General features: G+C 56.4%; 16 protein-coding genes and 3 pseudogenes. 5 read left to right on the top strand and 14 right to left on the bottom strand.

What is annotated here, in order from left to right:
* Positions 1-16 precede the first annotated feature (16 nt).
* From ACVWXD_RS13935 to ACVWXD_RS13895, 9 genes and pseudogenes are all read right to left on the bottom strand, one after another.
* On the bottom strand, positions 17-1,477 hold the full coding sequence (locus tag ACVWXD_RS13935) for an NAD-dependent succinate-semialdehyde dehydrogenase (protein ID WP_183701899.1): 1,461 nt from the start codon (positions 1,475-1,477) through the stop codon (positions 17-19).
* Between the two features lie 16 nt (positions 1,478-1,493).
* Complete coding sequence (hpaI, locus tag ACVWXD_RS13930; RefSeq protein ID WP_183701896.1) at positions 1,494-2,294, bottom strand: 4-hydroxy-2-oxoheptanedioate aldolase; 801 nt, start codon at positions 2,292-2,294, stop codon at positions 1,494-1,496.
* 15 nt (positions 2,295-2,309) lie between these two features.
* Positions 2,310-3,113, bottom strand: coding sequence for a 2-oxo-hept-4-ene-1,7-dioate hydratase (gene hpaH / locus ACVWXD_RS13925; protein WP_068578999.1), 804 nt, complete (start codon positions 3,111-3,113; stop codon positions 2,310-2,312).
* An 11-nt stretch (positions 3,114-3,124) separates the two neighbouring features.
* On the bottom strand, positions 3,125-4,429 hold the full coding sequence (locus ACVWXD_RS13920) for an MFS transporter (RefSeq protein ID WP_183701892.1): 1,305 nt from the start codon (positions 4,427-4,429) through the stop codon (positions 3,125-3,127).
* Between the two features lie 50 nt (positions 4,430-4,479).
* Positions 4,480-4,872, bottom strand: coding sequence for a 5-carboxymethyl-2-hydroxymuconate Delta-isomerase (locus ACVWXD_RS13915; protein ID WP_183701889.1), 393 nt, complete (start codon positions 4,870-4,872; stop codon positions 4,480-4,482).
* 45 nt (positions 4,873-4,917) lie between these two features.
* A pseudogene (gene hpaD, locus ACVWXD_RS13910) lies at positions 4,918-5,776 on the bottom strand (3,4-dihydroxyphenylacetate 2,3-dioxygenase).
* 104 nt (positions 5,777-5,880) lie between these two features.
* Positions 5,881-7,341 carry a 5-carboxymethyl-2-hydroxymuconate semialdehyde dehydrogenase gene (hpaE, locus tag ACVWXD_RS13905; protein WP_068579007.1) on the bottom strand — a complete coding sequence of 487 codons (1,461 nt, stop codon included), beginning with the start codon at positions 7,339-7,341 and terminating at the stop codon, positions 5,881-5,883.
* A 5-nt stretch (positions 7,342-7,346) separates the two neighbouring features.
* Positions 7,347-8,117 (bottom strand): fumarylacetoacetate hydrolase family protein, encoded by a 771-nt coding sequence (locus ACVWXD_RS13900; RefSeq protein WP_183701884.1) that lies wholly within the window; start codon positions 8,115-8,117, stop codon positions 7,347-7,349.
* An 11-nt stretch (positions 8,118-8,128) separates the two neighbouring features.
* A complete protein-coding gene (locus tag ACVWXD_RS13895; RefSeq protein WP_183701882.1) occupies positions 8,129-8,788 on the bottom strand; it encodes a fumarylacetoacetate hydrolase family protein in 660 nt (219 codons plus the stop codon).
* A 176-nt stretch (positions 8,789-8,964) separates the two neighbouring features.
* Between ACVWXD_RS13895 and hpaA the strand changes: the two genes are divergently transcribed.
* Both hpaA and hpaR read left to right on the top strand, forming a co-directional pair.
* A complete protein-coding gene (hpaA, locus tag ACVWXD_RS13890) occupies positions 8,965-9,870 on the top strand; it encodes a 4-hydroxyphenylacetate catabolism regulatory protein HpaA (protein WP_183701880.1) in 906 nt (301 codons plus the stop codon).
* Positions 9,871-10,120: 250 nt separating this feature from the next.
* The gene (gene hpaR / locus ACVWXD_RS13885; RefSeq protein WP_183701878.1) at positions 10,121-10,543 is read left to right on the top strand and encodes a homoprotocatechuate degradation operon regulator HpaR; all 423 of its coding nucleotides are present in this window, start codon (positions 10,121-10,123) and stop codon (positions 10,541-10,543) included.
* 148 nt (positions 10,544-10,691) lie between these two features.
* Here the strand turns inward: hpaR and ACVWXD_RS13880 are convergent, their stop codons facing one another.
* Positions 10,692-12,179: an aldehyde dehydrogenase family protein gene (locus ACVWXD_RS13880; protein ID WP_183701876.1), complete on the bottom strand. Its 1,488-nt coding sequence runs from the start codon at positions 12,177-12,179 to the stop codon at positions 10,692-10,694.
* 1,076 nt (positions 12,180-13,255) lie between these two features.
* Between ACVWXD_RS13880 and ACVWXD_RS13875 the strand changes: the two genes are divergently transcribed.
* Both ACVWXD_RS13875 and ACVWXD_RS13870 read left to right on the top strand, forming a co-directional pair.
* Positions 13,256-13,444, top strand: coding sequence for a hypothetical protein (locus ACVWXD_RS13875; RefSeq protein WP_221214865.1), 189 nt, complete (start codon positions 13,256-13,258; stop codon positions 13,442-13,444).
* 206 nt (positions 13,445-13,650) lie between these two features.
* Positions 13,651-13,791, top strand: a complete 141-nt coding sequence (locus tag ACVWXD_RS13870) for a transposase (protein WP_183701872.1) — start codon at positions 13,651-13,653, stop codon at positions 13,789-13,791.
* A gap of 75 nt (positions 13,792-13,866) precedes the next feature.
* Here the strand turns inward: ACVWXD_RS13870 and ACVWXD_RS13865 are convergent, their stop codons facing one another.
* The 4 genes and pseudogenes from ACVWXD_RS13865 to ACVWXD_RS13850 all read right to left on the bottom strand — a co-directional run bounded on the left by ACVWXD_RS13865 (position 13,867) and on the right by ACVWXD_RS13850 (position 19,607).
* A complete protein-coding gene (locus tag ACVWXD_RS13865) occupies positions 13,867-14,622 on the bottom strand; it encodes a methyl-accepting chemotaxis protein (RefSeq protein WP_416220681.1) in 756 nt (251 codons plus the stop codon).
* Positions 14,623-14,724: 102 nt separating this feature from the next.
* Positions 14,725-15,732 (bottom strand): annotated as a pseudogene (locus ACVWXD_RS13860) (PDC sensor domain-containing protein); the annotation flags it as partial.
* A 1,049-nt stretch (positions 15,733-16,781) separates the two neighbouring features.
* Entirely contained in the window at positions 16,782-18,215 is a 1,434-nt protein-coding gene (locus ACVWXD_RS13855; protein ID WP_183701866.1) for an APC family permease, read from the bottom strand.
* Positions 18,216-19,445: 1,230 nt separating this feature from the next.
* Positions 19,446-19,607 carry an aldehyde dehydrogenase family protein gene (locus tag ACVWXD_RS13850; protein ID WP_241526806.1) on the bottom strand — a complete coding sequence of 54 codons (162 nt, stop codon included), beginning with the start codon at positions 19,605-19,607 and terminating at the stop codon, positions 19,446-19,448.
* A 53-nt stretch (positions 19,608-19,660) separates the two neighbouring features.
* On the opposite strand from ACVWXD_RS13850, the pseudogene ACVWXD_RS13845 reads away from it, so the two are divergent.
* Positions 19,661-19,936, top strand: a pseudogene (locus ACVWXD_RS13845) (methyl-accepting chemotaxis protein); the annotation flags it as partial.
* Positions 19,937-20,044 lie beyond the last annotated feature (108 nt).

The following is a 20,044-nucleotide window of genomic DNA, read 5'->3' as shown; positions in this document are numbered from 1 at the left end:
CATCGTAACGACGCTGTCAGGCCGTACCAATGCCCACGCACATGTATTTCTGCTCGATGTAATCATCAATGCCGTACTTCGACCCCTCGCGTCCCAGGCCCGATTGCTTGATCCCGCCGAAAGGCGCCACTTCGGTCGAGATCAATCCTTCGTTGACGCCGACCATTCCGTACTCCAACGCCTCGCTCACGCGCCACGCGCGCCCCAAGTCGCGTGTATAGAGATAAGACGCCAGTCCGAACTCGGTGTCGTTGGCCATCGAAATTGCTTCGGCTTCGGTCTCGAAGCGAAATACCGGCGCCAATGGGCCGAATGTTTCGTCGCGGGCGACCAACATTTCAGAGGTCACTTCACCGAGCACCGTCGGCTGGAAAAAGTTGCCGCCCAGTGCGTGAGTTTTACCGCCTGCTAGCAGAGTGGCACCGTTGGCCAATGCATCGCTGATATGTTCCTCGATCTTGGCTACAGCTTTGTCATTGATCAGCGGCCCTTGCTGGGCGTTATCCATGTCAGCGGCGCCGACTTTCAGTTGGTTGACCGCGATCACCAAGCGTCGTGTGAATTCATCGTAGACGCTGTTTTGTACCAAGATTCGATTGGTGCAGACGCACGTTTGCCCGCTGTTGCGAAACTTCGAACCCATGGCCCCCTCTACTGCTGCATCCAGGTCGGCATCGTCGAACACGATGAAGGGGGCATTACCGCCCAGCTCCAGGCTGACTTTCTTGATGGTCTCGGCACACTGCGCCATTAAGATTTTTCCGATTCCGGTAGACCCGGTGAACGAAACCTTTTGAACACTCGGATTGCCGGTCAATTCGGCGCCGATTTCACGGGCCCGGTTGCCAGTGACGATGTTCAGCACGCCGGCGGGAATACCTGCACGTTCACCCAGTTCAGCCAAGGCCAGTGCTGATAGCGGCGTTTCTGACGCGGGCTTCACCACCACGGTACAACCGGCGGCCAGTGCCGGGCCAACTTTGCGAGTGATCATTGCATTCGGGAAATTCCACGGCGTGATGGCTGCCACCACACCGATGGCTTGCTTGATCACCACCAAACGTCGGCCCTGCTTGTCATGCGGGATCACGTCACCGTAGATGCGCTTGGCTTCCTCGGCGAACCACTCAATGAAACTCGCACCGTAGGCAATTTCGCCACGGCTCTCGGCCAATGGTTTGCCTTGCTCCAGGCTGAGCAAGCGGGCGAGGTCCTCCTGGTTGACCATGATCAAGTCAAACCATTTGCGCAGGATGGTGCTGCGCTCCTTGGCGGTCTTTCCGCGCCAGGCGGGCAGTGCAGCCTGGGCCGCGGCAATGGCACGAGCGGTCTCGGCCTGGCCGAGGGAACTGACTTCGGCAATGACCTCTCCATTCGCTGGGTTGGTTACCTGGAAACGATTGCCGTCATCGGCTTCGATCCATTGGCCATTGATGTAAGCCTGTTCGCGCAGCAGTTTCAGATCATTGAGTTTCATCGGACTTCTCGAAAAATCAGTACACGCCGCCGGAGCTGGTGGGCGCCGGAGCATCTTTGAAGGTCGCGGCGAGGGTTTGAAGGCCGCGCATCAAGACCGTGGTGTCAACGCCAACGGCAACGAATGCCGCGCCCAATTCGATGTAGCGCCTGGCCAGTTTTTGGTCCGCGCTGAGAATGCCGGCCGCTTTGCCGGCTCTCTGAATGCGTGCTATCGCATCCTCTATAGCCGCCTGCACGTCGGGGTGTCCCGGGTTACCGCGGTGCCCCATTGAGGCACTCAAATCCGCCGGCCCGATAAAGACTCCGTCCACACCGTCGACCGCTGCAATGGCATCCAGATTGGCCAGACCTTCGCTGTTCTCAATCTGCACCAGTAGGCACATTTGTTCATCGGCCTTGTCGAGGTAGCCGGGAATGCTGTTCCAGCGCGAGGCACGTGCCAGCGCACTGCCGACACCGCGAACACCGTAGGGCGGGTAGTGGATGGCTTTCACCAGTTCCCGCGCCTGGTCCGAGCTCTCCACCATCGGCACCAACAACGTCTGCACACCGATATCCAGTACCTGTTTGATCAGCGCCGTGTCGCCGATGACCGGGCGAATGATCGGATGGCTCGGGTAGGGCGCCACGGCTTGGAGCTGACCGAGCATCCCGCGTAGATCATTGGGTGCATGTTCGCCGTCGATCAGCAGCCAGTCGAAGCCGGCGTTGGCGGCCAGTTCTGCGCAGTAGGGATCGGCCAGACCCAGCCATAGACCGATCTGTGCTTCACCGCTTTTCAAACGCAGCTTGAAGGTGTTAACAGGCATATCCATGGGGAAGACCTCCGATCAAACGAAACGACAGGCGATGGAGCCGAGCATGTCGTAATCGACATGGAAGGTATCGCCAGGATTTGCCGCCACAGGACGTGTGAAAGAACCACCCAGAATGATTTGCCCTGGCAGCAGGCCGACGTCATAGGCCGCGAGTTTATTCGCGAGCCAGGCCACGCCTTTGGCCGGGTGATTGAGCACCGCTGCGGAGACGCCGGATTCTTCGATCACACCATTGCGATAGAGCACAGCGGGGACCTTGCGCAGATCGATTTCCGTCGGGCGTACGGCACGGCCGCCCATGACCACGCCAGCGTTGGCTGCGTTGTCGGAAATGGTATCGAACACCTTGCGGGTGGCTTTGCTGTGCGGGTCGACCTGCTGGATGCGCGCATCGATGATTTCCAGTGCCGGGATCACCCATTCGGTGGCGTCCAGCACGTCAAAAATCGTCACGTTCGGGCCTTTCAAAGGCTTGCCCAGGATGAACGCGAGCTCGACTTCAACCCGTGGCACGATGAAACGTTCGAACGGAATGTCGGTGCCTTCGTCGAAAAACATGTCATCGAGCAGCGCGCCAAAATCCGGCTCGGTGATGTTCGATGACACTTGCATGGCCCGGGAGGTCAAGCCGATTTTATGCCCGACCAACTTGCGGCCGTCCTTGATTTTCTGTTCCACCCAGGCGCGTTGAATGGCATAGGCGTCCTCGATGGTGATCTCTGGATGGTCCAGGGAAAACTGACGTACTTGCTCGCGTGAACGCTCGGCGTGGTCGAGGCGGGCTGCGGCTTGCTGAATGAGTTGTGGATCAAGCATGACAATGATCTCTATTGAGGGTTGACGATGGAGGCGTGGGTGCGCAGTACTAGAAAACCGCCGAGCGCGATCAGCAGTGCGAGGACATAAAGGGCAAGGCTGGCGCTGTGGGTGGTGTCGCGCATCCAGCCAATCAGATAGGGCGCGAAGAACGAGGCGATGCTGCCGAAGGAGCTGATCAGGGCAATCCCGGCAGCCTGGGTGCCGTTGGACAAAAACGCGGGAGGCAGTTGCCAGAACATCGGCAGCGCCGCACTGGCGCCCATGCCGGCGAGGATCAGACCGCCCAAAACCATGGTCGGGTTGGTGGGTATGAGCCCGGCAATCGCAATGCCGACAGCCGCCATCAGTAGCGGAACGCAAAGGTGCCAGCGACGTTCACGGAGCCGATCGGACGAGCGCCCGCAGCCGATCATGAAAAAACAACCGGCCAGATAAGGGATGGCGCTGAGCAGGCCGACCTTGCCGTCACTTCCGATACCGGCACCGTGGATCAGCGTCGGCATCCAGAACGCCAGCGTGTTGACCGCCAGCATCACCGCGAAATACACCGCGACCAGCAACCAGATCTGTGGGTTCTTGAGGATCGCGGAGAACGAGGTGATCGATTTGCGCTGTTCTTCGTGGTTCAACTGTTCGCGCAACTGTTGCTTCTGCTGCGATGTCAGCCAGTTGATTGTTTCGAAGCTGTCCGGCAGACACTTGAGCACCACCAGCCCTAGCAGGATTACTGGCACGCCCTCGATGACGAACATCCACTGCCAACCGCGCAGGCCACCCACATCATGCAAGCTTTCGAGGATGCCACCGGAGAGTGGGCCGCCAATCACGCCCGCCATCGGTACCGCGATGGCAAACAATGCGGTGATCTGTGCGCGGCGACCGGCCGGGTACCAGCGATTCAGAAACACCAGAATGCCCGGGAAGAAACCGGCCTCGGCGACGCCCAGCAGAAAGCGCAAGACGTAGAAACCGGTCGCGCTGTCGACCAGGAACATGCTCGCCGACAGCGCGCCCCACACCACCATCAGCGTGGCGATCCAGCGCCGCGGGCCGACGCGATCCAGCGCCATATTGCTCGGCACCCCGAACAGCGCGTAGGCAATGAAGAACAGCCCGGCACCGAAGCCATAGACAGTGTCGCTGAAATTCAAATCGGCGCTCATCTGCATCTTGGCGAAGCCGATGTTGATCCTGTCGAGGTGGGCGAAGAGGTAGCAGATCAACAGCAACGGCATCAGCCGCCAGGTGACGGTGCTGTGAGTTTTGTCGCGGGCGACGGCGGTGAGGGCGTCGGCGGTATTGGCTGTGCTCATGGTTTTATACTTTTTGTCTGAGAGGCCGATGAAACGAACGGGCAGGGGCCTTAACTGGCCTGAGCCTTGAGAAAGGCGTGAACGTTGTTTTCCTTGAAGTTGAGTTGCTCGTGCAGCTCGATCATTTCGAACGACAAGGCCAACAGACGCTGGGCCTGAAGGTCGGCGAAATGCCGGGTAATGACGTCGAAGAGCGTCTCCGCGACTTTCTGCCGGGTGGCCAGGTCGCGGCCATGGCCGACCTTCAAGGTCATGTGCACGAAGGCGTAGTCATGCTTGCCGTCAGCCATGCGCCAGGTATCCAGGCGCACGCCTCGGCTGCGGATTCCTCCGAGGGGAAACACGCCGCTGTCGCCCAGTGTCTGGTGGATTTTTTTGAACAGGCCAGGCAGGTCGGCTTGCTGTTCAATATTGTCGGTGTATTCAGCAATGAAATGAGGCATGAACGGCTCCTTCAGGCCGCGCGGGAATGCCGTGCGGCCATACTGTCAAACAGGGAAAATGGCGTTGATCTGCCCGGTGCCCGAGCTGCCGAAGGGGTCGGTGATGATCTCGGCGGGCTTGTTGTAGTCCGGTCCACCGAGCAAACCCAGGAGCATGGCAGTGTCGTGCATCTTGCCTTCGCCAAAGCAGTGCTCGGCGTAGTCGGGAAGCATGGCGCAGAACTCTTTCCAGCGGCCTTGGCGCCACAGTTCCACCACATGCAGGTCGACCTGTTTGTCGAACTCGCGCGTCCAGTTATGGATATTGGCTTCGGCGTTGCGATCGTCCGAGAAGCGGTGCGACAGCGACCCCGAGGCCAGCACCACGACTTTGCGGTCGCTCTTTTCAATGGCGCGGCGCACGGCGGCGCCGAAGGTGAAGCTGTCTTGCAGGCGATGCCAGGCGCACCAGGCGGCAATCGATACCACGTTGAGTTTTTGATCGTCCGGCACGTCCATGTGCATGTAGCGCATCGGCACCAGGGTGCCGTATTCCAGCTCCAGGCTCGGAATGTTGTGAGCCAGTGTGCGCACGTCGGCCGCGTTGGCCTCAAGCGCGATCAGCTCGCCCAGCTCCGGGCAGCCCGGATACTCGTACTCCATATTCTTGATGAAGTGCGGCAGCTCGTTGCTGGTGTAGATGCCCTTGAAGTGCTCGCCGCTGTTGACGTGATAGGCGCTGTTGACCAGCGCAGTGCACATCGAACACCACGGCGGTGTCGGCGCCGAGTTCGCGGGCGCGCCGGCCGATTTCCTTGTGGCCGGCAATCGCCGCTTCACGGCAGCCGTGGTGCTTGCCGGGGAGTTCCGACAGATACATTGAGGGTACATGGCAGATTTTTGCGGCCAGAACGACTTCGCCCATGATTATGCTCCTGAAGTTGTTGTAGATTCCAGCTAGCGAACAGCGAAGGCTGCGATGTACCGATGCGCGATACATCGCAGCCTTCAACAGCCCCTAGCGACTGCTCAGAGACCCCATCGAGGGATGTGATGACTGCCCATCGAGATGCACACGTTCTTGATTTCGGCAAACACCTCGAAGCTGTACTGGCCGCCTTCACGGCCGGTACCGGAACCTTTCACTCCGCCGAACGGCTGGCGCAGATCGCGCACGTTCTGGCTGTTGATGAACACCATTCCGGCTTCGATGCCATAGGCCAGACGATGCGCCTTGCCGATGTCCTGGGTCCAGATGTAGGACGCCAGGCCGTATTCGGTATCGTTGGCCAGTTGCAGGGCTTCGGCCTCGTCCTTGAACGGAATCAGGCACACCACCGGGCCAAAAATTTCTTCCTGGGCGATGCGCATGTTGTTGTTCACGTCGGCAAATACCGTCGGTTGGATGAACTGCCCTTTGCTTAAGTGCGCCGCCAGGTTGGCCGGGCGCTCCAGGCCACCGGCGAGGAGGGTGGCGCCTTCTTCGAGGCCGATCTTGATGTAGCCGGTGACCTTGTCGTAGTGGGCCTGGGTGATCATCGAGCCGACCTGGGTCTTCGGGTCTTGTGGGTCGCCAACAATCAGGCGTTTGGCGCGTGCGGCAAACTCAGCGACGAACTGCGGGTAAACGCTTTCCTGGATAAAGATCCGGCTGCCGGCGGTGCAGCGTTCGCCGTTGAGCGAGAAGATGGTGAACAGCGCCGCGTCGAGGGCGCGCTCTAGGTCGGCGTCTTCGAAGATCAGCACCGGCGACTTACCGCCCAGTTCCATGGAGTATTTTTTAAGGCCGGCGGTCTGCATGATCTTCTTGCCGGTTGCGGTGCCACCGGTGAAGGAAATCGCGCGCACGTCCGGATGGCGTACCAGCGCATCGCCGGCAGTGGCGCCGTAACCCTGGATCACGTTCAACACGCCGTTGGGGATGCCGGCTTCGACGGCCAGGCGACCCAGTTCGTTGGCGGTCAGTGGCGACAGCTCGGACATTTTCAGCACGGCGGTATTGCCCAGCGCCAGGCATGGCGCGGTCTTCCAGGTGGCGGTCATGAACGGCACGTTCCATGGCGACACCAGCGCACATACGCCCACCGGTTGGTACAAGGTGTAATTGAGCATCTGGTCGTCGACCGGATAGCTGTGACCGTCCATGCGCGTGCAGACTTCGGCGAAGAAATCGAAGTTGTGTGATGCGCGTGGAATCAACACGTTTTTGGTCTGGTGAATCGGCAGGCCCGTGTCCAGGGTTTCGAGTTCAGCCAGGCGCGGGACGTTCTGTTCGATCAGCTCGCCGAGCTTGCGCATCAGGCGTGCACGTTCCTTGGCTGGTGTGCCGGCCCACTTCGGAAAAGCTTCCTTGGCCGCCGCCACCGCCTGCGCGACTTCTTCAGCGCCACCACTGGCGACTTCACCGATGGCTTCGCCGGTGGCCGGGTTGTAGTTGACGAACACGTCTTTGCTTTCGACCTCACGGCCGTTGATCCAATGTTTGATCATGCTACTCAAGCCTCTTTTCGGGCGGAGAAGAATTCCGCTTCGCTGACAATTCGATTAACCAGGCGGCCTACGCCTTCCACCTCCACAATGACCTCATCGCCCGGCACGACATCGGCCAGTCCTTCCGGCGTGCCCGTGGCAATCATGTCGCCGGGTTGCAGGGTCATGAAGCCGGACAGGTATTCGATCAGGTAAGGGATGTCGAAAATCATGTCCTTGGTGCTGCCTTCCTGACGCAACTCACCGTTGATCCAGGTGCGCAGTTTCAGGTTGCTTGGGTCCGGCACATCGGCGACGTCGACCAACCACGGACCGACGGGCGTCGTGGCGTCGCGGTTCTTCACGCGCAGATTGGGCCGGTAGTAATTTTCCAGGTAGTCGCGGATCGCGTAGTCGTTGCAAACCGTGTAGCCGGCAAGGTAGTCCAGGGCATCTTCACGTTTGACGTTGCGTGCCAGCTTGCCGATGACGGCCACCAATTCGCACTCGTAGTGCATGTAGGCGACGTTATCCGGGCGCCAGGTCACCTGATTGTGGCCGGTGTAAGTCCCTGGGGATTTAATGAAGGCCAGCGGCTCGGTCGGTGGCTTGAAAGCCAGCTCGGCGGCGTGGTCGGCATAATTCAAGCCCAGCGCGAACATGTTGCCGGTCACCGGTGGCAGCCACTCCACTTGCTGCTCGGCAAGCAGGCGGCCATCGGCCAGACGGACCTGATTATTGTTTTCAACGGTGACGGCGTGGATTTCGCCTTCAAAACGAACACGTGCGTGTTTCATGGGAGCTCCTGTTACTGGGCCGCGATGTGATTGACGAGGCGGCCCAAGCCGCTGATTTCAACTTCTACGCGGTCGCCTGGTGCCACGTCGACGCGGCCTTCAGGGGTGCCCGTGATCAGCACATCGCCGGCATGCAGCGTCATGAATTCGCTGATTTCGGCAATCAGTCGTGGAACGTCGCGAACGAAGTTGGCGGTGCTGTTTTGCTGACGAACCTCGCCATTGACGTACAGCGTGATGGTGAGGCTGTGCGGGTTGGCGATCTGCGCGGTCGGCACCAGCTCAGGCCCGACAGCACAGAATCCATCACGGCATTTGGCTTTGACGGCGGGGCGGTAATAGCTGTCTTCCGGCAGGCTGAATTCATTGACGATGGTGTAACCGGCCACGTAATCGAGTGCCTCGGCCGCGCTGACCCTGCTGATGTCTTTACCGATCACCACACCCAGTGCCGGACCGGGTTGTAAACGCAGGCCGTTGCCTGGATGCACAACCTCGGCGTCATGCTCATTGCGCGTGTTGGGCGTCTTGATGAAGAGCACAGGTTTGACCGGCGGCTTTTGATAGGGCGGTTGTTCGAATTCGGCGAGGTGCTGCTTCAACAGACCCTGGTAGTTGAGCGCGACACCCAAAAGGGTGCCGGTCGCGACGTCATGCAAGGCACGGCTCATTGCATTTCTCCTGACAGAGCTGGCAGGCTCTTTTATCGTTAATGTGTTAACAGTTATAGTTAATATGTTAATGACCGTCAAGCGCGGCGGTATACCCGGTAGTGGTTGCCATCTAAAATTAGGTGCAGGATGAAAGCGACCGCAGGTCCTGAGGCAAAAAAACTGAGTAAACCGCTATGATCGATCGTCAACCGATTCCCAACATCAACATTGGCCAGGTCTACGACCAGCGCTACAGCGATGCGGAAGTCCATTACGACAAGCTCCGTAACCTGGCCGATTTTTTTGGTCGGAACATGCCCGTACACCGCCACGACAGATTCTTCCAGGTGCACTACGTAAAGAGCGGAACGGTGCGGGTGTATCTGGACGATCAGCAGTACGTCGAGTCGGGGCCGATGTTCTTCCTCACGCCGCCCACCGTCCCGCACTCGTTTGTGACAGAGGCCGATAGTGACGGGCACGTACTGACGGTGCGTCAGCAATTGGTGTGGCAGTTGATCGAAGCAGATTCCAGCCTGGTGCCCACCGGCGCTCAACTTCCGGCGGCGTGTGTCGCGTTGGCGCATCTGAGGCCGGAGTACGCGGGAGAGGTGCGTCGCCTTGATTATCTGTTCGAGGAGTTGAGCGTAGAGGTGGTGAGCGATCATCCGGGCCGTAGCGCTGCCTTGGACAGCCTGACGCGACTGATCATGATCAGCCTGTTGCGCTTGTGCTCCAACTCGTTGAAGGCGAGGCCTGCTAGGCATGAAGATCTGAAAATCTTCCACCGTTTCAATGAGCTGATTGAAGCTCACTATCTGCAGCATTGGCCGCTGTCGCGTTACGCCGACGGTATCGGGGTTACGGAGGCACGACTCAACGATGTTTGTCGACGGATCGCCGACCTGCCGTCCAAACGCCTGATCATGGAACGCCTGATGCAGGAGGCCAAACGCTTGCTGCTGTTCACCGGCAGTTCGGCCAACGAAATATGCTATCAGCTCGGGTTTAAGGATCCGGCTTATTTCAGTCGGTTTTTCCAGCGTTACGCTCAGGTCACTCCGGGGGAGTACCGCCAGCGGCAGCCGGGTTTGCGTTGAGCAGTGCATAGGTTTACTGGCTGTGGTTTTGTTGATCTTGTGGTGATCATCATGGCCGCCGAACTGGCACGGCAGAATGGCTTTTACGGTGAACCGATTGCACTTTTCACAGGGTCTCTGCGCGGTGGTGCGGTTGTTTATTAGCCATTCGTAGACGGTTGACCAGGAACATTCGACCATTGCCCTGTGGCTTGCACCGGCCTGCTGGCAACACTAAGCTGCCGACTCGTCCATTCATGTATTTTTGACTATGGCTAATCCGAGACCTTCACTGACGCTGACCCTATTGCAAGCCCGCGAAGCCGCGATGGCATTTTTTCGCCCGGCGCTTAACAAGCATGATCTGACAGAACAACAGTGGCGGGTCATTCGAATACTGCGTCAGCAAGGCGAACTTGAAAGTCATCAGCTGGCGCTCCAAGCCTGCATTCTCAAGCCAAGCATGACGGGGGTGCTCACTCGACTGGAACGCGATGGCCTGGTGCGGCGGCAGAAGTCTTCCCAGGATCAGCGGCGGGTTTTCGTGGCGCTGACTGAGCAAGGCCAGCAATGCTTCGTTTCGATGAGCGAAGGTATGGAGCGCAACTATCAAAGGATCCAGGAGCAGTTTGGCGCGGAGAAGATGGAGACGTTGTTGTCTTTGCTTAACGAGCTTAAAAATATCAAACCCTGAAAGCTCGAAGGGTACATATGTGTCCACGCTTCGGGTGGGCAATTAACTGCAACGTCCCCGCGCACCTTTTCAGATGCGCGGATAGCGTTCGGTTTGTTCCTTGTTCAGCAGAGTTTTAGAAACGCCGCGCGAAGTTCGCGTATCGTTTTCAGTAACGAATCATCACCGACTTCAACTCGGTGTAATCGTCAATAAACGCCCCGCCAAATTCACGGCCTACGCCAGAGGATTTGTTGCCGCCAAAAGGCACCGCCGGATCGAGCATGGTGTGCATGTTTACCCATACGGTGCCGGCTTCGATGGCTGGGACCATGCGCAGCGCTTTACTCAGGTCGTTGGTCCAGAGGCTGGCACTCAAGCCGTAAGGTGTATTGTTCATCAGCTCCAGTAATTCTTCTTCGGTGTCGTAAGGAAAGAAAGTTGCTATTGGGCCGAAGGTTTCTTCATTGAGCAGCGTGTCGTTAACGGTGTTAGCAAGAATCACCGTCGGTTCGACGTAACAGCCTGGGCCGTCAATCAGATTACCGCCGTAGATAATGGTGTTATTTTCTGCCCGTGCCTTGGCGAAAAACTCGCCAAGTTTGCGTTGATGCTGACGGTTGGTGACGGGACCAAATTCAGTCTGCTCATCCAACGGCGAGCCAATGTTTAGTTTGCTTAGGCGTTGAGCCAGTTTATCCATGACCGGTTCGATTTGTGACCGATGAAAGAAGAAACGTTCGGCGGCGGCACAGATTTGTCCGGAGTGCAGAAAGCCGGCTTCAATAATGCCGTTGACAGCTTTGTCCAGGTTCACATCGCGCAGAAAACCCGCAGAGTTTTTCCCGCCCAATTCAAGCGTGGCACGTGTTAAGCCGGCGCCCATGGCACTTTGGCCGACGGCGATACCGGTAGGTACAGAACCGGTAAATGAAACCTTGTCCGTGCCTGGGTGTTCGATCAGTCCTTTGCCTACCAGTCCACCACCCGTCAACACGTTCAGCGCGCCAGCAGGGAGTCCTGCGTCAATGGCCAACTCGGCGATGCGCAGGATGGTCAGCGGCGTGAATTCGCTAGGTTTGATTATGATGCTGCAGCCGGTCACCAGCGCCGAAGCAAGTTTCCAGATGGCGATCATGGTCGAGAAGTTCCACGGCACGATACCGACGACCACCCCGACGGGTTCGCGCAGAGTGAAAGCGGTGTAGCGTTCGCCAGCAAAGGAGGGCAGCGACGGAGTGATAGTCTGGCCGCTGATCTTGGTCGCCCAGCCAGCGTAATAACGAAGGAAGTGCGCAGCTTGGTCGACTTCAAAAGCTCGGGATATCTGGATAATTTTGCCAGACTGGCAGGTTTCGATCTGCGCTAGCTCTTCGCGGTTTTGCTCAAGCAGATCCGCCAATTTTAGTAGTACATTGCCGCGAGTCGCTGGTGTGGACTGAGACCATTGCTTGAAGCCGCGATTAGCCGACTCCACGGCTGCATCGATATCCGCAGAGTCAGCATCCGCGACGCGGGCGATGACTTGGCCGGTGGCTGGATTGATCACATCCAGCGTCTGACTTGAATTGCTCTGAACGTAATCGCCGTCGATGAACAGCGCATGACTCCGGTTGAGAAAGGCCTCAACTTGAGGCAGCAGTGGAATATCGCTCATGGGTTTTCCTAGTCGCAAATAAGGGAAAGGGATGAGGGTATTCCTTGCAGAATTAATTCGCTTGGCTGTGGCTGCCGCGCACATGTCTGTGCCTGCCAGGATTATTGAAGGTTCGCTTCCGACGTCGCCCTGGCACCAACCATTTGCATCGGACTTATCCGTACACTGGCAATCAAGAACGGTAGTGAACAAACCATTATAGATGGTTCTTCCCACCTTAACCGATACTGTAACTGTTGGGTGGGGGCTGTGAGTAATGGGAAGCATGCGATTCGTCGTCGTACCGGCTCACTATTCGCGTTTAAATAGAATTCTATATTGATGCTTACAGAAGAGAGTTGTTTTACGATGAAAAAACTTATTTTAATGGCTTAAGAAAGCGCAGGTACTTGGTGTGTCGTAGGTGGCCTTGGAGTTTGGCTTTCCCGGCTCTTCCCACTTCAGTTATGCGTTTCGAAAGGCATTTAGTATAGCGCCCAATATTCTATTTTATTGAAATTGACGCCCGCACCTGGGGAATACTGGCGAATGACAGAACGATAACTCAGCTGCACATGTAGCGCTGTCTCTTTTGGAGGGGATCGTCACCGAGCCCTTCGCCGGCCAAGTACCTAATTGTTCGGTGGCCTTACCCGTTTTGCCAAGTCAAATGCTCACCCGGAATGAAAAACGACATCATCCCCTAGGGCACTGATCGATATCGCGCCACTGATTTCTGGGCTGATTGGATGTCCAAAACCTTCCAATCACGTTCTTAGTCATAGGCATCTGCTGGAAACGTTTCAGAAAACCGATTCGGCTCGCGCCTTCTTTTGTTCGCGATTCCGAAGAAAATAAACGTTCACGCCACTGAGGTCTTCCCAGGGGATTTCGACGCTACGTCTAACACTGCAATAAGGGCGGTGAGTCTCCAGTCGGCAATTAATATCAGTGAGCCTTCTAGCTACCTCAGGTTTGGCGATATCCGAGAGCCAAGCGGCTGGGTGGATGGCGCAGTTCCGCGGCCCGCAGAGTTACGGCACGGTGGCTTTTGACACCAAGGATTGCTTGTTTGCGCTTCGATGGGGCTTGAAGGTGTGGGTGAAGCAGCCCGCAGAAACAAGGGCATGCAGTTCATGGCATTGCTGCATCGCATCACACCGAAGCTATTAGCGCAGAGTTTCTATGCCCTGCGCCGCGACCCATCTGCTGGTTGGTACGAGCGTGTGAAGAGTCGTGAAGCCGTGCAGAAGTCCATACTTGAGGAAGGTCTCGACTTGAACTAGCGTCTTGATACCCGTTGCCACTACGTGGCCTACTGCCTGTGCAGTCTGGCACCACTGCCAGTTGGTTTGGAAACAGGCGTCCATTTGATTGACGTTTCGTAGCGGCATAAGCGCCCGGCGAACACACCTTCAAAATCCCAGCATTAAGGACGATCGTGTCCGCGTATTTTTAAGCGGACGCGATCGCCCTTATCGCCGGAATTTCCATGCGCCAACGAAGCTCTTATCCCAAACTGTTCAAGGCCCAGGTCGTTCAGGAATGCCTGCAACCTAGCGCAACCGTGTCCAGTGTTGTCATGAGCCATGGCATCAACGCCGACTTCATACATAAATGGATGCAGCTCTGAACAAATCGGTGCGCAGAGCACGCCTTGCGAAAAATCCTTTTTGCGGCCGTATCGCGTAATCGAAGCCTGTTTGCGTCATACGCGGAACTGATCCATCAGCTTCATTTGTTGATTGGCTCGTGCATTGAGCTGACTACTGACCTGCGCCGACTCAGCCGCTTGTTCAGTCAGCGCTTCGGTCACGCCGCGGATGGTTGAGACATTGCGATTGACCTCTTCGGCCACAGAGCTTTGTTCCTCCGCCGCACTTGCAATCTGCAGGTTCATATCGCTGATCACTGTCACCGCATCGCTGATTTTGCCTAATGCCTGCACTGCTTGTTGGATCTGCTCTGCGTTCTCCTGGGCCAGCGTCTGGCTTGAATGCATGGTTGCCACCACGCCACGCGTGCCAGTCTGGATACGCTCAATGACCAGTCGGATTTGTTCGACGGAGTCCTGGGTTCTTTTGGCAAGATTGCGCACTTCATCGGCGACCACCGCAAAACCACGACCGCTTTCCCCGGCCCGCGCCGCCTCAATCGCAGCATTGAGGGCCAACAGGTTGGTTTGTTCGGCAATGCTGCGGATGACTTCGAGTACCGAGCCGATTTGCTCGCTGTTGACCGCCAAAGCTTCGACTTCCGCGACGGCCTTGCTGACCTCGCTAGCCAAGGCGTTGATGTCGCGAGTGCTTCTTTCGATGATGGTAATGCCTTCTCTTGACGCTTCGTCGGCACCTTGCGCAGCCTGGGCGGCGCTCGATGCGCTGTGCGCGACTTCATGGGCCGTCGCGCTCATTTCGTTAGAGGCTGTTGCCAACTGATCGATCTCGCGAAATTGCACCTGCATCCCTTCACTGGTCTGCCTCGAGATTTCCGAGGACTGGTCGGCAGTGCCGCGAGCGTCATTAATGCTCTGTTTGATCTGTGCGATGGTAGGTTGCAGTTTGTCGAGGAAACGGTTGAACCATTTCACCAACTCGCCCAGTTCGTCTTTCTTGCTGTAGTTCAGCCGCTGTGTAAGGTCGCCGTCGCCGCTGGCAATTGCCTTGAGCATCTGAGCGACCCTGTTGATGGGGCGCGTTACGCCAGAGGCGGTGAACCAGATGAGCAGCAGGCCCAGCAGTCCAGCGCCTGTTGCGACCAGCAGCGACTTCAGGGTGTCCCGGGTTTGCGCCTGGTTAAGCAATGTTTGAAGTTCCAATGAGTCGGCCAGCAGTACGTCCCTGGGCAGGTCAATCACCACCCCCCACGCCGCGGCGCCAGGGATGGGCGCAACGGGGTAGACCGCGCGGATCAATTCGTCCTGACTCAACACCACCGGCTTTTTGAGTTGCAATGCGCTGAGCACTGCCTTGCTTTCATCTCCCAAAGGGACGCTGATGTGTTTGCCGATCTGACTGGCATCCTTGCTGTAAGCGGCGAGGACACCGCTGTCGGAGACAATCAGCATATGGCCCGAGCCGTTGAACAGCGTCTGCTGTGCATCACTGGCGGTCGCTTGCAAAGCCCCGAGTGCGAGGTCCACGCCAATGACGCCGATGACCTTGCCATCGGCAATCAAGGGCATGGAGAGGGTGGTCATCAGTTGTGCCATTCCCGCCTGGGTATCGATAAAGGGTGCCATCAGGCAGGTGTGTCGCGTGTCTCGCGGACAGGTGTACCAACTGTTATATGGGACGCCGCTGATACTCAGCTCGGTCTTTTGCAAATCGTCTTCGGGAATCACGATATTGATCGACTGACCGGCCCCCCGATTCCAGCCGCTGGTAAAACGTCCTTTTTCATTGGAGGCACGCGCGGCGTCGTTGATGAACTCACTGTCTTTACCTTCCAGCGCATTGGGCTCGTAAATCACCCAAAGCCCCAATATCTGCGGATTGTGATCAAAGGTGGTCTTGAGGCTCTGGGTCAGTTCTTCACGCAGCGTGGCGGCAGCCAATCCGCGCTGGGTGGCCATAGTGCGCAAGTTGGAGGCTTGGTCGGAAAGAACGGTGAGCATCAGCAGACTATCGCCGAAGGCCCTTTGCAGCTTACTCGCCTGCTCTGCGGCCTTGGCCTGCAGCAGGTCGTCCCCGCTTTCCGTCAGCATCTTGCTGCTCGACGTACTGATCAATAGATTGTTCTGACTGCTTTGGTAGAGATTCAGGCTGACGATCAGGCCAATCACGCCCAAGAGGCACAATCCGGAGAGAAGGGTGATCTTTAAGCGGATGGAGAGAGTGTCGAGCATTGGGTTATCTCGCTTGGGAGCAATGTGCGGGTTGACCATCAGTTGGCCTGAGCCACTGACTTCTTATTGTGTATGTACCTTCATCGGCCGAGATCCAATTTTAATAAGCCAGATCTGTAACGAGTTTTTGTATGCGTACCAACATCGATTGCCCGGTCAATTAACCTCGAGCAGGCAGCAGTGCTGCGCTTCATGATCGCTCTTTCCGCCAGAATGTCTCTTTGGCATTATCTGGTGCTTCGTGCTCCAAACCCACACACAAATAAAAAGGTTTGTCATTCTCATCGTGACGCGCCGACTGAAACGTTTCTTTATGCATTTAAGCGTCTAAGCGTCACCACCCCACTGAGTCAGATAGAGCCAAGCGCCATGAGAAAAGGATCGTTCTATTTATGTTATGCCAGCGAATACACCTTGTAGCGATCGGCAGGCATCCACTGATACGGTAGGTGAATTGGCCGGACGCTTACGTAGCGGCGGCGCCCTGGCATCAAGTAAATGAAAAGTGCGCCGACCAGGCCAATGGAAAGCGCGATGACACTCGACAGTATTTATAGTGCCGGCAGTTACTGCTGGCGGTCAGAGCTAAGGTTCGTACACGTTGACGAGCCCCATCCTCGTTTCGAATAGATGGGGCTCTAAAACTCAATGTGCGGAGTCTAATGTTGCTTACTCAGTGTTTTAAATAAGCAATGAGTAGGGCCGTATCGCGAAAATCGGGCGCTAGAATTTGAATTGAGAAGGCCAGTGGGTCTGGCCGTCGGATGCCATAATTGTCAGTGACCGCTTTGATGAGTTTTTGGATCACCGGGTTGAAAGCGGTCTTGCAGTTTCCGTAAACCATAAAGCACTACGGAAAGAAGTAGAATACCTATGCCCATCAAAAGCTCTTTCGTCCCACCGTATCCTACGAGTTCCGTTGAGGCTGCCCCCACAAGCACTATCAGGCCGGTCAGTAAGCTAAAGACCCATGCGATCGGAATCCACCCAGCTCTAAGTTTTACAGGTCTTTCAATGTCAGCAGCATCTTTCCTGAGCCACAGAAACCCAGTAAGGGCAAAGAAAATCGATACCACATAGCCGATATTAGCAGTCACCAAGATGGCGAGAGGAGAGGAGAGCAGAAAGACCATTGCAATGTTAATTACGACTGCGACAGCCATACACCGGCCCGGTACTTGATGCTTGTTAAGCACACCCAGTTGGCGAATCGTCAAACCGTCAAGTGCCATGCCATATAGGGCACGCGATCCGTCCGCGAGGGAGGCATTCAGTCCCATGAATAGTCCGACTAGCAGCGTGCTAATGAAGAAGCTGCTGTATTCGCTACCCAAGATTGCATCGAAAGCTCCGATAAAGAAACCATTCGGATTGTCAATTGCTGCCTGCTGATCGGCCAAGCCTCCGAGGCTGAAAGCCACTGCAGCGAACACAGCAACTGTATAACCACCAGATGTTATTAGGGCCAGACGCATGTCTTTCTTGCTGCGGTATTCAGGGCCAAACGCAGCGCACATTTCTGTGCCGTAGGCACTCCACGCAATGAGGAAAAGCCACATCAGTGCGGTACGACCTGTATTCCAATCTGCAACAGGCAAATTATTCCAAGCGTTCTGAAAGTGTTCGAACTTCCAAGCGTCACTGTAGAGCGGAGCAAATGCTAGGACTAAAATTGGAACCAATAGCAGGGCGCCCATATATTTTGAGGCGGACGCTGCCATCTGTACGCCCAAGCGGTTGAACTGCCAGAAAAGCACTATCAGACCTACGCCGATAAACTGTGCAAGTCCAATGTTCACTGATCCGAGTTGGTAGCTCCAGATCTGCTCTGGGAACCATTGTGCTTGAATCAGCGAACCAGCGCTGACGCCTACAATTGCGAGTACTGCTGACCAGCCCAACCAGTAACCGAAAGAAGCGATCGGGCCCACCAGAGCGCAACGGCGTCTCCAACCTTCAGTGGCTATCATTGCAACGCCGCCTGGTTTGTTTGGGAACATGGCGCTGACTTCAAGAAATATCCAGTTTTGACACGCACCAATTGCTGCTGATCCTACCCATAGAAGCAGTGCTCCGATCGGACCTAGCGCCCCTAGCGCGAATCCAAAAGAAGCGAATATGGAGCCCGATACCGCCATGGAGAGGGCAAACGCATCAGTCCATCTAAGCGTTTGGGACAGGTGTGAGGCATTATTTTCATTATTGGCCATCGGCAGGAGTCCTGGATAATTTAATGGTACGTCAATTACGACACAGCGTCGGGGTCCAGTACATGACTCACCGTGACCACTTATTGTTGACCAGCGCCATTGTTGCGACTCATGCAGTTCGGCCATCGCAAAAGATGTTGGTATTAAGAAAGAACTAGATTGACTCTGGATAATTTAAAAAAATGGCTACATTTCAGCGTAAACATCGTCTTGATGAACGGCATCAAGATTCAACTGTACGTCGACCAGCACGGTAGGTAGGAGTCTTTCTGGAAAACACCGTGGGTGCAAGCAAACTCGCCGCGGAGGTTTCGACAGATGTTATCCCGGACTGGTCTGCCGGGCCTAAACGACGGGTTGTACCTTAAGGCCTCGTCGGCAGGAAGCTCCAACCTCGAGACCATGTTGCGCATCTATTTTTTGTGCGGGCATTCCGATGTTACGCCGTTAGACTGCTACCGCTGAAATATGCCTCCGTTCGATCTGACGGCGAACAGCAAGTTTACGTATTGCCTGCGCGTCGGCGTTGATGTTGACGCTGACGCCAGTCGTGACGCAGTTGTGTGTGTCGGTGCGTCGCGCTGTCCTCTAACAAATAGGTCGGCTTACCCGGTACGCGCGTTGAGCGAATCATCTTCGGGATGCAATCGAATATCAGCCGTGCTTGATCAGAGAGCTTCTGCTGCTCGGCGAAGAGCATAAGTCGTCGGCGCAACTCGCTCCATGCTTTTCCGCACCTTTCCACTGCGCAGACCGACCTGATCAATTGCGGCCAAGCACTGAATTTCGTGCAGCACAATTGCAACTTTGACTTCGAGTATGCTGGCGCTACCCCCTGGCAGGTGGCCGCCACGCTGCGTCGGCACGCAACACCAGTCTGACGCGCAATGCAGATGCTGAGTGCGCAATCAGCATCAGCGAGATAGCTACCAAGATTGGTCGCGCCCGCCGGAAGCCAGGCGGCAGGAGGAGGGCAGCTTTTTTTGCTTGAATTACAGTCTCCTTACGTTGGGCATCGGGGGGACGTGCTTGATAAGGTCGCCTTTCCCGTTGGTGTGCGGTCCGGGCAACTATAAAGTAGTAGGCTTAAGCCAGACGAATTCATCCGTGAATGGCGGATGGTCAGTTGATAGGGCTCTATATAGCTTCCTAAAGGAACAGAAATCTCGAGGCAGCCATACGGCAATTCACCATCGCGTATAGCGTCTAAAATCGCTTTCGAAAGCGAGGTTAAGATTGGGCCATGGGGGGCGTGACGTCGGTCACGACGGCGGGTTGGAACAGGTTACCCTGGTATTCGCCACCCGTTAGCAGACGTGCACCTTTTGCGACGGCGTCGTCGATCTGGCCACGGATGAATTCGCACTGGTTGGCGCTTATCAGTGGGCCCACTATCTTAGTGGGGTCCGCAGGGTCCCCGCAGCGAATGGAGCGGACTTTTTTAACGGGGTCGGTGCTTCGCGGTGGTCGCGGACGAGGTCGAACCCGCGCCTCGCGGACACAAAACTCTACTGAAGAGATCCGCCGGATTATCCAAGAGCTGCAACTAGCGACGACCGACGCAGCACGCCGTCTCTGAGGATATCAACGGCAATGTGACCGAGATTCGCAACGGTAGCCTTTCGCTGATGGAGGGCATAGAAGGTTACGCTTTGACGGCAGAAGAGCTTTCATTGTTGGCGGGTGAAATGCGTACTGTCGTTTCGCGTTTTAAGCTTTAAGGCGACACTGGGGGACGCTCCATTTACTGGTTCTCCCACCCCTGGATTACGGGCATGTGGCAGCGTCGGCGACCAGTTTGACTAATTGGACGATATTTGATCCTGCTG

This window comes from Pseudomonas sp. TE3911 (assembly GCF_054062775.1).
This window is presented reverse-complemented; position numbering and strand designations above follow the sequence as displayed.

Excerpts from the sequence above, each read along its gene's own strand:
- ACVWXD_RS13855 (WP_183701866.1), bottom strand. The coding sequence starts at position 18,215 with ATGGCCAATAATGAAAATAATGCCTCACACCTGTCCCAAACGCTTAGA.
- ACVWXD_RS13920 (WP_183701892.1), bottom strand. The coding sequence starts at position 4,429 with ATGAGCACAGCCAATACCGCCGACGCCCTCACCGCCGTCGCCCGCGAC.
- ACVWXD_RS13935 (WP_183701899.1), bottom strand. The coding sequence starts at position 1,477 with ATGAAACTCAATGATCTGAAACTGCTGCGCGAACAGGCTTACATCAAT.
- hpaA (WP_183701880.1), top strand. The coding sequence starts at position 8,965 with ATGATCGATCGTCAACCGATTCCCAACATCAACATTGGCCAGGTCTAC.
- ACVWXD_RS13895 (WP_183701882.1), bottom strand. The coding sequence starts at position 8,788 with ATGAGCCGTGCCTTGCATGACGTCGCGACCGGCACCCTTTTGGGTGTC.
- ACVWXD_RS13900 (WP_183701884.1), bottom strand. The coding sequence starts at position 8,117 with ATGAAACACGCACGTGTTCGTTTTGAAGGCGAAATCCACGCCGTCACC.
- hpaH (WP_068578999.1), bottom strand. The coding sequence starts at position 3,113 with ATGCTTGATCCACAACTCATTCAGCAAGCCGCAGCCCGCCTCGACCAC.
- hpaI (WP_183701896.1), bottom strand. The coding sequence starts at position 2,294 with ATGGATATGCCTGTTAACACCTTCAAGCTGCGTTTGAAAAGCGGTGAA.
- hpaR (WP_183701878.1), top strand. The coding sequence starts at position 10,121 with ATGGCTAATCCGAGACCTTCACTGACGCTGACCCTATTGCAAGCCCGC.
- ACVWXD_RS13870 (WP_183701872.1), top strand. The coding sequence starts at position 13,651 with ATGCGCCAACGAAGCTCTTATCCCAAACTGTTCAAGGCCCAGGTCGTT.
- ACVWXD_RS13880 (WP_183701876.1), bottom strand. The coding sequence starts at position 12,179 with ATGAGCGATATTCCACTGCTGCCTCAAGTTGAGGCCTTTCTCAACCGG.
- ACVWXD_RS13915 (WP_183701889.1), bottom strand. The coding sequence starts at position 4,872 with ATGCCTCATTTCATTGCTGAATACACCGACAATATTGAACAGCAAGCC.
- ACVWXD_RS13865 (WP_416220681.1), bottom strand. The coding sequence starts at position 14,622 with ATGCAGGTGCAATTTCGCGAGATCGATCAGTTGGCAACAGCCTCTAAC.
- hpaE (WP_068579007.1), bottom strand. The coding sequence starts at position 7,341 with ATGATCAAACATTGGATCAACGGCCGTGAGGTCGAAAGCAAAGACGTG.